15 protein-coding genes are annotated in these 13,592 nt (G+C 57.7%); 8 read left to right on the forward strand and 7 right to left on the reverse strand.

All coding sequences use genetic code 11. The features are described from left to right. Nucleotides 1-116: 116 nt before the first annotated feature. A complete protein-coding gene (map, locus tag DW892_RS06820) occupies nt 117-1,004 on the reverse strand; it encodes a type I methionyl aminopeptidase (RefSeq protein ID WP_117766556.1) in 888 nt (295 codons plus the stop codon). Between the two features lie 92 nt (nt 1,005-1,096). Continuing rightward, nucleotides 1,097-1,873: a radical SAM protein gene (locus DW892_RS06825; RefSeq protein ID WP_117766558.1), complete on the reverse strand. Its 777-nt coding sequence runs from the start codon at nt 1,871-1,873 to the stop codon at nt 1,097-1,099. A 225-nt stretch (nt 1,874-2,098) separates the two neighbouring features. Here DW892_RS06825 and DW892_RS06830 point away from each other — a divergent pair, with 225 nt between their 5' ends. From DW892_RS06830 to DW892_RS06865, 8 genes are all read left to right on the forward strand, one after another. Next, complete coding sequence (locus DW892_RS06830; RefSeq protein ID WP_117758378.1) at nt 2,099-2,896, forward strand: alpha/beta fold hydrolase; 798 nt, start codon at nt 2,099-2,101, stop codon at nt 2,894-2,896. 211 nt (nt 2,897-3,107) lie between these two features. After that, nucleotides 3,108-4,988, forward strand: a complete 1,881-nt coding sequence (locus tag DW892_RS06835; RefSeq protein WP_117766560.1) for a diguanylate cyclase — start codon at nt 3,108-3,110, stop codon at nt 4,986-4,988. A 23-nt stretch (nt 4,989-5,011) separates the two neighbouring features. Further along, on the forward strand, nt 5,012-5,368 hold the full coding sequence (locus tag DW892_RS06840; RefSeq protein WP_117758380.1) for an Hpt domain-containing protein: 357 nt from the start codon (nt 5,012-5,014) through the stop codon (nt 5,366-5,368). A gap of 230 nt (nt 5,369-5,598) precedes the next feature. Continuing rightward, nucleotides 5,599-6,159, forward strand: a complete 561-nt coding sequence (locus tag DW892_RS06845; RefSeq protein WP_117758381.1) for a hypothetical protein — start codon at nt 5,599-5,601, stop codon at nt 6,157-6,159. An 8-nt stretch (nt 6,160-6,167) separates the two neighbouring features. Further along, on the forward strand, nt 6,168-6,497 hold the full coding sequence (locus DW892_RS06850; RefSeq protein ID WP_089572320.1) for a helix-turn-helix transcriptional regulator: 330 nt from the start codon (nt 6,168-6,170) through the stop codon (nt 6,495-6,497). A gap of 144 nt (nt 6,498-6,641) precedes the next feature. Then, nucleotides 6,642-7,403 (forward strand): ABC transporter ATP-binding protein, encoded by a 762-nt coding sequence (locus tag DW892_RS06855; protein WP_117766562.1) that lies wholly within the window; start codon nt 6,642-6,644, stop codon nt 7,401-7,403. Then, complete coding sequence (locus tag DW892_RS06860) at nt 7,400-8,224, forward strand: hypothetical protein (RefSeq protein ID WP_117766564.1); 825 nt, start codon at nt 7,400-7,402, stop codon at nt 8,222-8,224. The genes DW892_RS06855 and DW892_RS06860 overlap by 4 nt, the downstream gene beginning before the upstream one ends. Continuing rightward, entirely contained in the window at nt 8,208-9,026 is an 819-nt protein-coding gene (locus DW892_RS06865) for a hypothetical protein (RefSeq protein ID WP_117766566.1), read from the forward strand. Before DW892_RS06860 ends, DW892_RS06865 begins: the two co-directional genes overlap by 17 nt. A gap of 110 nt (nt 9,027-9,136) precedes the next feature. Here DW892_RS06865 and DW892_RS06870 read toward each other — a convergent pair whose 3' ends face one another. The 5 genes from DW892_RS06870 to DW892_RS06890 form a co-directional block, all read right to left on the reverse strand. Continuing rightward, complete coding sequence (locus DW892_RS06870) at nt 9,137-9,946, reverse strand: gamma-glutamyl-gamma-aminobutyrate hydrolase family protein (protein ID WP_117766568.1); 810 nt, start codon at nt 9,944-9,946, stop codon at nt 9,137-9,139. A gap of 52 nt (nt 9,947-9,998) precedes the next feature. Next, nucleotides 9,999-10,763 carry an amino acid ABC transporter ATP-binding protein gene (locus tag DW892_RS06875; protein ID WP_117766570.1) on the reverse strand — a complete coding sequence of 255 codons (765 nt, stop codon included), beginning with the start codon at nt 10,761-10,763 and terminating at the stop codon, nt 9,999-10,001. A gap of 36 nt (nt 10,764-10,799) precedes the next feature. Then, entirely contained in the window at nt 10,800-11,633 is an 834-nt protein-coding gene (locus tag DW892_RS06880) for an amino acid ABC transporter permease (RefSeq protein ID WP_117766572.1), read from the reverse strand. Next, nucleotides 11,630-12,289: an amino acid ABC transporter permease gene (locus DW892_RS06885; protein ID WP_022094657.1), complete on the reverse strand. Its 660-nt coding sequence runs from the start codon at nt 12,287-12,289 to the stop codon at nt 11,630-11,632. The genes DW892_RS06880 and DW892_RS06885 overlap by 4 nt, the downstream gene beginning before the upstream one ends. A 138-nt stretch (nt 12,290-12,427) precedes the next feature. Next, a complete protein-coding gene (locus tag DW892_RS06890) occupies nt 12,428-13,423 on the reverse strand; it encodes a glutamate ABC transporter substrate-binding protein (protein ID WP_117766573.1) in 996 nt (331 codons plus the stop codon). Between the last annotated feature and the right edge of the window lie 169 nt (nt 13,424-13,592).

Raw genomic sequence — 13,592 nt, forward strand, 5'->3', positions numbered from 1 at the left:
GCTTGACCCGCCAAAAAGGGACAGGTTTATTTTGGCGGGTTTTATCAGGCAAAACGTTCAAACAAAAACGCCGGATGCTAGACGAGCGTGCCCGTCAGCATCCGGCGCATCCACGGCTACCAGCTCAGCAGCTCGTAGCCGTCCTCGGTCACCACGAGCTGTACCTCGCACTGGGCCGAATCGCTGCCGTCCTTGGTGCGCACGCACCAACCGTCACCCTTGCTAATCTTGATGTCGGGCGCTCCGGCATTGACCATGGGCTCGATGGTAAAGACCATGCCCGGAGCCATGATGGTGTCCACATCGGGCGCCTCGGTGGTAAAGCCTACAAACGGGTCCTCGTGGAACTCCTTGCCAATGCCGTGTCCGCCGTACTCGCACACCACGCTAAAACCGGCGTCCTCGACCGTCTTTTGCACGGCCTCGGCCATAACAGAGAGCGGCAGCCACGGCTTGACGGCGGCCAGGCCCGCTTCCACGCTGGCGCGGGTCACGTCGACTAGGCGCTGGCGCTCGGCCGAGACCTCGCCGATGCAGAACATGCGGCTCGAGTCGCTAAAGTAGCCGTCTAGGATCGTGGAACAGTCCACGTTGATGATGTCGCCCTCGTGCAGCACGTCCGTATCGCAGGGAATGCCGTGGCAGACCACATCATTGATCGAGGTGCACACGCTCTTGGGGTAGCCCTCGTAGTTGAGGTCGGCCGGCGTGCCACCGTGCTCGACGGTGTAGTCGTAGATCATCTGGTCGATCTGGTTGGTGGTCATGCCTGCGGCGATATGCTCGCCCACATAATCGAGCACGCCCACGTTGATGGCTGCCGAGCGCTTGATGCCCTCGATATCGGCGGGAGTCTTGTAGAGCGTGCGAGGCAGAACCTCCCAGCCTTCTTCCCACAAGCGCTCGAGGCGCTCATCAAAGGCGCTATGGCATTTCTTGTATTTCTTGCCGCTGCCGCACCAGCAAGCGTCGTTGCGGCCGGGCACGGGTCCTTTGTCATACATGGCTAACTTCCTTTCATCCGCAGCTAGTATAGCCCACCCGCAGACCAGCTCATTTGGGATGGGGCTAATTTAGCTGCTGGCGGGCGGCCGCGCTAGTAGCTCACCTGGCAGGGAATACCGAGGGCGCGCACGCGCGCGGCAATGGCGTCGAGTACCTCGGGCACTGCTTTGGCAAGGCCGGCGATCGGTGTTTCGCGCGCCACCGTGTAGATGGTCGCCTCCTGCGGGCGAATGCGCTCAAGCGCCGCGAGCCAGGGGGCAACGTACTCCTCGCCGGTGTTGTCGATGGGCTTGCCCCGGTACTCACCGCTCAAAAACATCGTCTGGATAATAACGTGACCGTTAAAGCTTGCGAACGTCTCAATCTGGTGCTTGACGTCGTAGGGGCCAACGGGCTGGTCGAGCAGCTGGATAAACGCCGGGTCGACGGTATCGAGCTTAAGAATGTTGTCGTCGACCATCATGAGCGCGTCGTGCACCTCGGGGCGGTCGGCGCGCGTGCCGTTGGAGAGCACGGCGATCTTGGAGTTTGGGGCAAGCTCGTCGCGCAGCGCGACGGCGCCGGCAATGGCCTGCGGAAACTCCGGTGCGGCGGTGGGCTCGCCGTTGCCTGCGAAGGTGATCACATCGGGGAGCTCGCCCTCGGCTGCCATCTCGCGCAGCTTTGCCTCGAGTGCATCGAGCACCACGGCAGCCGTGTTATACGGCTCGTGGCAGGGGCGCTCGGCGTTGAGGCCGTTTTCGCAGTAAATGCAGTCGAACGTGCAGATTTTGCCGCTGGCCGGCATCATGTTGACGCCGAGCGAGAGACCAAGGCGACGGCTGCGAACGGGCCCAAAGATGGGGCTGGCATTCAAAAACGTAGACATAGGCATATGCTCCTCAAGACAATTGTGCCTAAGCATAGCATCGGCTCCAAAGCAAGGTGTGGGCTCTTGCTTTACAAGTTTCGTTTTTTCACGTCGCTCATGATGCCGTGCCATGAAAAGCCTCGGGTCGGGTAAAGTTAATCTGTTAACAAGGTGTAAAGCAATGCGGGTCCATCCAACCGTGCTGACGTGCAACTGGATGAGCATTGATGATGGGGGCACAACATGGATTTTACGGTCGAGAATGCGGGCACCACGATTGCCTGTCGCGAATATGCCGACCCGGATGTGTCGCCTGATGCTCCTGCCTTGGTGTGCGTGCACGGCGCTTGTGTCGACGGCACATTTTTCGACGGCATCGCTTGTGAGCTCAGTCGCAACTACCGCGTAATTGCCTACGACCGCCGCGGCTGTGGTGGCAGCAGCGATGCGGCAGACGGCAGCTATGATCTTGCCGCTCAGGCCGCCGATCTGCAAGCCGTGATCGAACACGTTGGCGCTCCGACAAATGTGCTTGCGCACAGCGCCGGTACGTTGGTGGCGCTGGAGCTTCTTCGTACCGAACCCCATCTCGTCGCCCGTGCGATTCTGCATGAGCCGGCTGTGTCGGCCGAAGGCGTCGGCATGGGCGCAGCCCCGGTTTTGCTCGATATGATTGCGGCTGGAAAGGTTTCAAGGGCGCTCCGGCTTTTCTTGGGAGCCCTCGGCGACTTGGACCCCGAGGCTCCTGGAACGACCGAAGCGGAAGCCAAACATGCCCTGCGCAATGGTCGTTGCTTCATGGCCAATGAATACGGGATTACTATGACCTGCGTTCCCGATTGGGATAGCGTTCGCGCGTCAAAAACGGTGGCCGCCGTGCTCCTGGGCGAGCTCTCGATTGGCACGCCCCGCGAGGCTGGCACGCGAGCGGCTGCCGAATATCTCGATTGCCCTCTCGTGACGATCCCGGGCGCGCATAACGGTCTGCGCGATCGCCCGGCAGCGGCTGCCCGGGCTGTCCGTGGCATCCTGGGGCTCTAACACCCGCAATGGCCAAAGCAGGCTTCACCCGCAAACGTTTCGGCCGTGTTAACAAATGTGCTCAAAACCTCACGTCTGCGACTTCAATCGCGCCGCCTGCCAACTCATAAAAATGTAACAGCATTCACGTACTTACCTGCATCGACAAGGTGTTAACCTTGTAGCATTTGGAACCCACCGCTACCATGCGAAACTATCGAAAGGGCCCCATATGCTCAATAATCACGAGGTCAATCTAACCGACGAGGAGGCTGCCGCTGAGGTCGCCCGTGTCGCGAAGAACTACCCCGTGGTGCGTTTGCTGTCGGCCGATCAGATTAAGAGCGAGCCTAACTGCTTGCTCGCCGGCGATCGCTGCCCTTGTCTGCGTCAGTCGAGTCTTGAGGCTTTGGCAGACTCCGATGAGGTGTCGGAGCAACTGCTCAATGATGGCACTGAGTACCGCGCCCGTCTACGCCCTCTGAAGGTCGAGGGCGAGCCTCACGTCTTGCTGATGGTGCGTCCGATTGATGAGCAAGAGGCCGCGGAAGAGGACCTTGTCTACACCGACGTGCTGACGAGCGTGCGCAATCGCCGATATTACGAGGAAAAGCTTCGCAGCGCCCGCATGAATGCCGGCGTTGCGATGATCGACGTTGATGATTTTAGGGCCTTCAACGATACGTGTGGCCGTCATGCCGGCGACCTTGCGCTCGGTGCTGTGGCGACAGCCATACGCAGCGGAATTCGTTCGACTGACGAGCTTGTGCGCTATGGCTGCGACAAGTTTGTGGTTGTCATGCCCAATATTCCCTCCGATGACTTCACCCGTCGCCTGCATCAGGTGTCCGATGCCGTTCATTCCACGATTATTCCGGGCCATGAGTACGTGAGCTTGACGGCATGTGTTGGTGGCGTTCGCATTCATGGCGAGACGGTCGATGAGGGCGTTGGCCGCGCTGCCCAGTTACTGAGCCGCGCTAAGGCAAAAGCCGGTACGGTCGTGACCGATGCCGATTCCATCGAGGCCTTCCAAAGCGAAAAGCCTTTGGTGCTTATCGCCGATGACTCCGAGATGAACCGAGCCATTCTCAGCGAGATGCTCAAGGACGAGCATTGCATCCTCGAGGCCGATAACGGTCGTGCGGCGCTCGACATGGTCGACCGCTATGGCGATGAGTTGTCGCTCGTGCTGTTGGACATTGTGATGCCGGGCATAAGCGGCTTTGAGGTGCTGGCCGATCTGTCGCGCCGATCGGGTATCGATAATCTGCCTGTCATCATGATTTCGAGCGAAGATTCCGATGATGCGGTTCTGCGCGCGTACGAGCTGGGCGCCTCGGACTATATCAACCGCCCGTTTGACTCCCGTGTCGTGCGCCGCCGCGTAAGCAACACCATCCGCCTGTACGCCAAACAGCGCCGCCTGACGAACCTGCTGTCCCAACAGTACAACGAGCGCGTCAAGAACAGTCGCATGCTCATCGACATCATGGCCGGCGTCATGGAGCTTCGCAACGGCGAGAGCGGCAGGCACGTTACGAACATCGAAAAGCTGACCGAGCTGCTGCTTGGCTATCTGGTCCAGCGTAGCGGCACGATCTCCCTCGACAATGAGGAACGCTCCACGATCGCCCTGGCTTCGGCGCTGCACGATATCGGCAAGATGTCGATTGACGATGCGATCCTCAACAAGCCCGGACGCCTTACGCCCGATGAGTTCGAGATTATGAAGACGCATACCACGATCGGCGCCGACATGCTGCTTGAGCTGGGTAGCCATCACGCCGGTAATGCGCTTATGGAATATGCGTACCAGATTGCGCGTTGGCACCACGAGCGCTGGGACGGCAAGGGTTATCCCGATGGCCTTAAGGGCGACGATATCCCCATCGCCGCACAGGTGGTTTCGGTGGCCGACGTATACGATGCGCTGACGAGCGTGCGCGTGTACAAGGATGCCATCCCGCACGAGGAGGCGATCCAGATGATCCTGGACGGTAAGTGCGGCACCTTTAACCAGCTGCTGCTCGACTGTCTGCTCGAGGTGCAAGACCGTATTGCCGAAACATTGGCGCGCCCTGCCGAGGTCGTTGCGCTTCCTACGATTTAGTTTGACCAAAGGAGTTTGAATCCATGATTTCCATGCGTGAAGCGTATGAGAAGATCGGCGCCAATTATGATGACGCTTGCACTCGGCTGATGGGCGAGGAGATGCTTGCCCGCTTTGCCCTCAAGTTTTTGGATGACGAGAGCATGGACAAGCTGGAGGCCGCCATGGCGGCAGGAGACGCCAAGGAAGCGTTTATGGCAGCTCACACGCTCAAGGGCGTGAGCCAGAACCTGGGATTCGATAATCTGTACGAGCCGGCGGTCGTGGTGACCGAGGCGCTGCGCGGCGCCGATGCCGTTGACGGCGCTCGCGCGGGAATGCATGCGTTGCAGCAGCAATATGCGGCTACGATGTCGGCCCTGCGCGAGGTGGCCGAGTAAGAGCTCGCGAGCTTTGATGGCTATGAGAGTGGATAATCTCCCGTTTTAGGCCCGGTGGCGACCTCAAAGTGGGAGATTATCCACTCTCGTTCGATACGTGTCCAAAAATCCACTCTCACCCCTTCTGATTGGTGAATGGCCTATGCGCACTGGCGGGGCTTTCCGCATGCAATCCATATCGTTGTTCGATAAACTATTCGGATAACGATAGATTCGATGAGGGTGAGTGTATGTCCAACAGCGTTCAGCGTATGGCCAAGGCGGGCGAGACTGTAAGGAAGCTTGGCTTTTGCATGGCGGTCGTTTTTGCGGGAATGCTCGTCGCTTTTGCCGCGTTGGTTGTTTACGTGATCTGGTATGCGGTTGCAAACGTTGTTTCTGTCGATTCTTTCGGTGTCGTGACGCTTCTCGATGGCGGGAGCATCGTTATCCCAAGCGGGCTGTGCCTGGCACTCGTCGTGGGTGTTTCGCTTGTCGTTTTGTGCGGAATCAGCCATAACATCTCTCGGGGCGTCTCGCCCTTTACCAAGACGCATGTGCGGCTTATCCGTGTTCTCGCGCTTGCCTTTGCTGTTAACGCCGCGGTTTCGCTTGTTGGTGCCTATGGATCGGTCAATCTCACCATTGGCGGACTGGAGCTTTACATCGTGCCTCATTCCTTCGTTATTGAGATTTGCCAAGGCGCTACCTTTGATGCGGGGTCGTTTATCGGCGCAGTTGTCTGTCTGTTTATCTCGGCGATCTGGAGTTATGCCTCGCTGCTCCAAGAGCAGTCTGACGAGCTTGTGTAGGAGGAAACATGAGCTATCTCATCATCGAGCTTGAGACGCAGCTGCTTAAGACCGGAAAGACCAGTGCTGATCTGATTCGAGCGACGGGGCATACTCCGGCTAATATTTCAAAGCTTAGAAACGGAAAGATAAAAGCTATTCGCCTAAAGACGCTCCTCGATATCTGTGATGAGCTTGATTGTCAACCGGGAGATATTATTCAGCGCGTGAGTGAGAAAGAGCTTGAGGAGCTTATTGTTGAGCGTGCAAAAAACGTTGTGAGGCAGATGCGGGACGGCGGAGGCAATGAGGCGTCGCTTCCGACATCAGTCTTTGCTGTCGATTTGAGCGACGAGTAGCTTAAGGCGAACAACTAAAACGAAATATCAGCGTGAAGGGACCCGTGTCTAACACAGGTTCTTTCTTTTAGATTATCTTGACAAATATGAGTTATCGAAAAACAATAACAACTATGGAAAACGATAAAGTAAAGAAGGAACGATATGAGCGGTTTTGCTATCAAGCGGAACGGGAGGCCAATGAACGTATCAACGATAAGGCTATCAAGGGTGTCAAAGCGCTATGGGAGGCGCCGCGTTTTGCATGACGTTTCCTTCGAGGTACATCAGTCTGAGCTCTGCGCCCTTGTTGGTGCAAACGGGGCGGGCAAAAGCACGCTTATTAAAATCGTATTGGGCCTCTGTGAGCCATCGTCGGGGAGCGTGGAGCTCTTTGGAGGCAAGTCGAAAAAAGAGCTGAGCCTGATGCGGACGCGTGTCGGCTATGTGCCAGATTCCTGCGGAGCATACCAATCCCTCAGTGCGGTTGAGAATCTTCAAATCCGATGTGTGGAATGGGGGCTCGATGAGAAGCGTGAGATTCCTCGCGTTTTGAGCCTAGTCGGGCTGGATGCCGATGAGAAAAAGAGCGTGAGCAGTTTTTCTCTGGGAATGAAACGGCGATTGGATATAGCTACGGCTTTGTTGGGCGACATCGACTTGCTGATTTTCGATGAGCCGGCAAATGGATTGGATCCGTTGGGCATTGAGAGCATATGGACCCTTATCGGCCGATTGAATCGAGAGCAGGGTAAGACCATGCTCATCTCTAGTCATGATTTGGATGAGCTGGCATCGGTTGCAACAAGCTGCCTGTTTATTCATGACGGCGAACTGCTGAAAAAGGAATCGATGGACGTCATAAGGGATGAGGCGTCGTCCCTAAAAGAGTATTACAGGTGCTTGATGAAGGCGGTCTCGCTATGAAGCGGGCGATCCATCCCATAAAGGCAGATATGATGCGTTTGCACAGGATATTTCCGGCGAAGTTTGGTCTTGCGCTTATGCTGGCGTCCGGTCTTCTCTTCGGCATCTTTCTGAAAAACGGAACAACGTTGCTCGCCTTTGGCAATAGCGTTTTTGGGGAGGATATTGGCTTCTGCTGGAATGTAATCGATCCTACTGCGCCTGATGAGTCCCTTGTGCGCAGTGCTTTTGCCGGTACCTCCCTGTTCGTTCCACTCATCGTTTGCCTGGCGATTTTACAGGAGCGCGGCTATGAAGAGGGATGCCGAATTTCTTCAGCAAGAGGTCTTGCCCGCTTTAACGGGGCTCTGGCACATGTACTTTCGTCTGCTTTAATAATCGGCGCAGCATATAGTGCGCTTTGCCTTCTTCTTTTTTCAATAGCCATAATACGTGGTGGGCAAAGCTGTGCGCACGACATACTGGCTGCATTTTTGCCTGCGATGATAATCAACGCCGTATTGGTGATATCAGTTGCGTTGGAGACGGTGACCATCTATCGGATTACAAGCAGCGCTGTATTGAGCGGGGCTGTGGTAATAATCGGATTTGTCATGAGCTTGACGCTCTACGGAACTTACCTTCAGACGCCCATACCGTCCTTGCGATGGATTTTCTTTCTTCCGGGGCCGTACCTTGGAGTCGGATGTGCCCTTGGGTATAGCGATATGGGGCAGCTGACGCTTCTGGGATATGGCGTGGCAGCCAGCTGTCTATCGGTATTGATTTACGCTCTCTTGAGCTTTCGCGCTGGGGGTGTGCTCAATGGCTCGTCAGATTAAAAGACTTCTCCAGTCAGAATTGAAGCATGTGAGCAAATGGGCGTACGCCTTAATCCTGGTAATTTATGCGTACATGGTGATATTGCAGCTTAATTCTTTCCCGATGTGGTTCTGTAGCCTCCGTGAGAACAGTTTCTTGGGTTTTTTCCCAGACCCGACGCTTCGGCTATCGGCGGAGGATGTCCTTCTATTTGGCAATGCAGAGGTTTTTCGCGGTCTGCTGTTCAACGTAGCCCCGTTGGCCCATGCATTGTTCTTTCCGTTCATCGCGGCTTGCATTGTGCCGCGCTTTGTCAGTTCGGGCTTTATTGAGGAACCGTGGGGGTTGTCGGAGGCTCGGGGAGGGAAGCGTGTGTGCGCTATCGTTGCGCGAGTGGTGCTATCTTCTTTTGCCCTTTTGGGCGCGTTTGTCCTGTCGAGTGTCGTTTTGTACTGTCTTAACTGCGCAATCGTTTCGGATGCTCAGCAGTATTTCAACCTGCATGTATTTTGCTATCGACTTGTTCTTGCTGCCGCTGCCTGCCTTGCATACGTGGTTTCTTGCGTAATCGTTGTTTCCTATTTTGGGTCCGGCTTCGGTCCGATTGGCATGCTGCTGCTTGTCAACGTCGTAGCGATCTACATACAGATCGGGGCCAATTCCATGCTTCCGCTTCCAGCCTCGATGCTCATGTGGATTTGCGGCGTGACCCCGTTGGGGAATGGTCAATGCATTTCGATTTTAATTGACTGTCTCATAAACGTAGTAAGCGTTGTTGCCATTTGCTTTACTGTCGACCGATTGCGGTCGAGATTTCTCTGATTGTTTGTGAGGGATAATTATACCGAGCATATCAAATACAGGGGGGGCGGGCACCGTAGCTGGTGTCCGCCCCCCTGGCTTAGGAGGCTTTAACCTGAGTGGTTCGCGAGCTAGCGGGCCTGCTTTACCTTGGCCGCTGCTTCGACAAACGACTTCCACAGGTTAAAGTCGGTCTCGAGCGTCTTCCACGTGTACTCAGGGTGCCATTGCACGCCCAAGCAGAATGGCTGGCCTTCGACCTCGATGCACTCGGGAACGCCGTCGGTTGCCTTGGCGACCAAACGCGTGCTCTTACCCAGACGATCGACGCAGCAGTGGTGTGCGGAGTTGGTCTGGATCAGCCTGTGCCCGCCAAGCGCGCGCTCCAACAGCGAGCCCGGCACGACCTCGACGGGATGCACGGGGTCGTTGAGCACGTGGGTATGGCGCCACTGCGTGCGGCCCTCGCGAGCGCCCAGGCTCGGCACGTCCATGCACAGGGTGCCGCCAGTGGCGACATTGAGCAACTGCGTGCCGCGGCAGGTGGTAAAGAGCGGCTTTTTGGCGCGGAGTACCTCGCCGACCAGCTTAAACTCAAAGCTATCGCGGATCTCGCAGCAGAGGGTGGGGTCGTAGGGTCGATCATCGCCCCAACGTTTGGGGTTGACATCGGGGCCGCCGGGAATGGCGATGCCGTCGGCGATATCGACGTAATGACGGATGACCTCAATGTCCTCGGTGATGGACATCTGCAGCGGCAGGCCGCCGGCGGCAAGGATGGCATCGACAAAGACACTTGCGATTTCCTCGTTGGGGGAGAGCGTTTCGCTAAAAAATGGCTTCGCCTCTTCCCAGCGCGGCGCCACCAGGATGAGCGGACGGTCGGCGGGGTCGACGTTGACGTGCGGGGTGTATGACGATGAAGTGCGAGTTCCGATCATAGGTGTTGCTTTCGAGTTTGGATGGTCATGGCGAGCGGATATGGCAATTGGGCTAGTGGCCCTTGATGGAGTTGAGGAAGTCTTGGGCGCGCTTGGTCTGGGGATGGTCGAAGAACTCGTCGGGCGTGCCGGTTTCCACGATCTGGCCGTCGGCCATAAACACGACGCGGTCGGCAACGCGGCGGGCAAAGTTCATCTCGTGCGTAATCACGATCATCGTCATGCCCTGCTGGGCCAGACGGACCATGACCTCGAGCACCTCGTTGATCATCTCGGGGTCAAGGGCACTCGTGGGCTCGTCGAAGAGCATGGCCTTGGGCTGCATGACGAGCGAGCGGGCAATGGCCACGCGCTGCTGCTGGCCGCCCGAGAGCTGAGCGGGCACCTTGTCGGCCTGTTCGGCAACGCCCACGCGGCTCAGCAGGTCCATGGCGCGCTCACGAGCTTCCTCCTTGGACACGCCCAGCACGTCGACCGGCCCCAGCATGACGTTCTGCAGCACCGTCATATGCGCGAACAGGTTGAACTGCTGAAACACCATGCCCAGCTCGGCGCGCATGCGGGCAAGATCCTTGCCTTCCTGCGGCAGAGGCTCGCCCTCGATGAGGATCTCGCCCGAGTCGATGGTTTCCAGGCGGTTGATGGTTCGGCACATGGTCGACTTGCCCGAGCCCGAGGGGCCGATCACGACGACGACTTCGCCGCGGTCGACCGAGAGATTGATGTCGTTGAGGACGTGCAGATCGCCATAGTGCTTATCGACGTGCTTGAGCTCGATCAGCGGCTGATTACCGGTAGAAGAAGTGCTCTGTGCCATGGTGCTCGGCTCCTTATGACTCGAAATGGTAAATCGTTAGCGAATGATGGTCGCGCCGGTCTTGTGCGAAACGTAGACAGCGGCCTTGTTGATCGCGACGTTGATGAGGATGTAGATGACCGCGATAACCAGGTAGACCGACACGAGGGCGTCGTAGTTGGTAATGAGCACGCGGGCATTTTGCATGAGGTCGGGGTAGCTCACCACGTAGGCGACGGTGGTGTCTTTGACTACGACCACGAGCTGCGAAATCAACGACGGAATGATAAACCGAATCGCCTGGGGCAATACGATTTTAAAGGTGATTTTGGCCTTGGAGAGACCGAGCGCCTGGGCTGCCTCGACCTGACCACGCGGCACGGCGTTGACGCCTGCGCGGAAGATCTCGGCCAGTACACCGGCTGCGGCGAGCGCGACGGGAAGCGTGAGCATCCAAAACGACGGCAGTGAAATCTTGTACTGAGGCAGCACCAAAAAGAAGAAGTAGATGAACAGCAGGCTCGGTACGCCACGGAAGAAATCGGTGAGCACGCGGCAGACCAGCTGCAGCGGCTTGATGTCGCTGGTACGGCCGAGCATGAGGGCTAAGCCCAGTACCAGCGCGATGGCGCCGGCGGTGAGCGCGACCTTTACCGTGCCCTCAAAACCGGCAAGCAGGAACTTCCAGGTGGTGAGGTGCGTAAAGAAGTACCAGTAATGGACCGAAAGCTGGCTGGTCACATAAAAGCGCTGCAGTACCAGAGCGATGAGCGCGGCCACGGCAACAAGTGAGATGGCGGTGCCGACGCGAATCTTGGCGCGCATCTTGGGGCCGGGAGCCTCGTAGAGCGCATCGCGCATGGTGAGCGCGGAGGTGGAGTGCTTGCTCATCGGAGGATTCTCACCTTCTTATCGATATAGTTGCCAATGTGGCTCACCACAAAGGCCGTGCCCAGGTAGCCGAGCGCCGAGATAAAGAACGCGGCGACGCCGCCGAGCGAGCGCGTGTTGATGTAGCTCACCACGCCGGTGAGCTCCTGCGGTTTAAGCGGCACCTGACTGCCGAGCGCGGTGGTGAGCATGACGGCGATAAAGAGGTTGGTCATGGGCAGCACGCTCGAGCGCAGCGCCTGCGGAATCACGATCTTGGCGAGGATACGGCTGAAGCTCATGCCCAGCGAGCGGGCGGCTTCCACCTGGCCGACACCGACGGTGTTGATGCCGCTCATAAAGTTCTCGGAGCCAAAGGCAGAACCCAAGAGCACTGTGGCGACGATGACGCAGGTGCGGTAGGGCAGGACGACCTTGAGCGGCGGCAGCGCGTAGACGACGATAATGAGCAGCGCGATGCCGGGGATGTTACGGAAGACCTGGACATACAGGTCGCCAAAGACGCGCAGCGGCTTGAGCGGCGACACGCGCATCACGGTGACGGCGACGGCCAGCACCATGGCGATGGCAAACGACTCAAGCGTCATGCCCCAGGTTGCTAGCAGCGCGTCGATATAGTTCTGGCCATAGAGCGACCAGAGCTCGGAGAGACTCATGCGGACCTCCCGCCGGTAAGGAAAGGGGCTCCCGTGTGTACGGAAGCCCCGACAACTCAGTGAGGAAACAGTTTAGCGCAATAAAGCGCATCGTGCGTTTCCGTATGGTTTCGTAGCGGCCGTTACTAGGCTCGCTGCCTAGGCGCCGATCTCGGGCAGCTCGGGAACATTGGTGTCGCCCGTACGGTCGCCAATGCAGATCTGCCACAGCTCGGTCCAGGTGCCGTCATCCTCGATCTTCTTAAGGAAGTCGTTGACAAAGGCGACACCGTCGGAATCGAGCGGCAGGCCGATGCCGTAGGGCTCCTTGCTGCCGAAGGGCTTGCCGGCAATCTTGTACTTGCCGGGCTCGCGGACCAGGGCGCTCTGCTGCATGTTGTTGTCGATGACGTAGGCATCGACGCGGCCCTGCTGGAGTGCCTGACGTGCCTCCTCGTCGGTCTTGAACTCCTGCTGGCTGGCCTTGGGGGCGAACTCCTCCAGGATGGCGGGGCCGTTGGAGCCGGACTGGACGGCGACGTTCTTGTCGGCCAGGTCGTCGACGCCCTTGATGTCGTCGTTGTCGGCGAGCACCAGGATAGCCTGCTGGGTGTAGTAGTAGGGACCGGCGAAGGAGACGAGCTTCTTGCGCTCATCGGTGATGGTGTAGGTGGCAAAGACGGCGTCAACCTGGCCGTTCTGCAGGACGGACTCGCGCGTGTCCGAGGTCACCTGGGTGATCTCGACCTTGTTCTCGCCCAGGATGTAGTTGGACAGGAGCTGTGCGATACCGGCGTCGAAGCCGCGGGTCTGACCGTCTTTCTCGTTGAGGAGGGAGAAAAGTGTGGAGGTCTGAACGCCACCGATCTTAAAGACACCGGCGTCCTTGACGGCCGTGGCCCAGGTGCTGGCGGCGATGGCGTCGTCATCGGCCTTGGGGCCGTTGTCGACGAGTTTGTCGAATGCCTTGGCATCGAGTATGGTGGAAGCCTCGGTATCTTCGGAGCTCTTGGAGGAGCCGGCGGCGGAACCCTTGTCGGCTTCGGCGCTGGTGTCGGAGCAGCCGGCAAGACCAAGGCCGGCGACGGTTGCGAAGGTGGCGGCGACGAAGCCGCGGCGGTCGAGAACGACCTGCTGGGAGAGGTTTTTGCTCATGGTAGAACACCTTTCTCAATAAAATCCCTAGCGGTTGAGTAGAGTTATACCCTATCGCGCTCAAATGGGTCAACACGAAATAACTCAGAAACATACTTACCTTATGGGTTATTCTACCTACCAGACGATATGAGCAGGACATAAAAACATTGAGAGCCCCTGCTGCATG

The organism is Collinsella sp. AM40-7AC, from assembly GCF_003468125.1.
Classification (GTDB): domain Bacteria; phylum Actinomycetota; class Coriobacteriia; order Coriobacteriales; family Coriobacteriaceae; genus Collinsella; species Collinsella aerofaciens_O.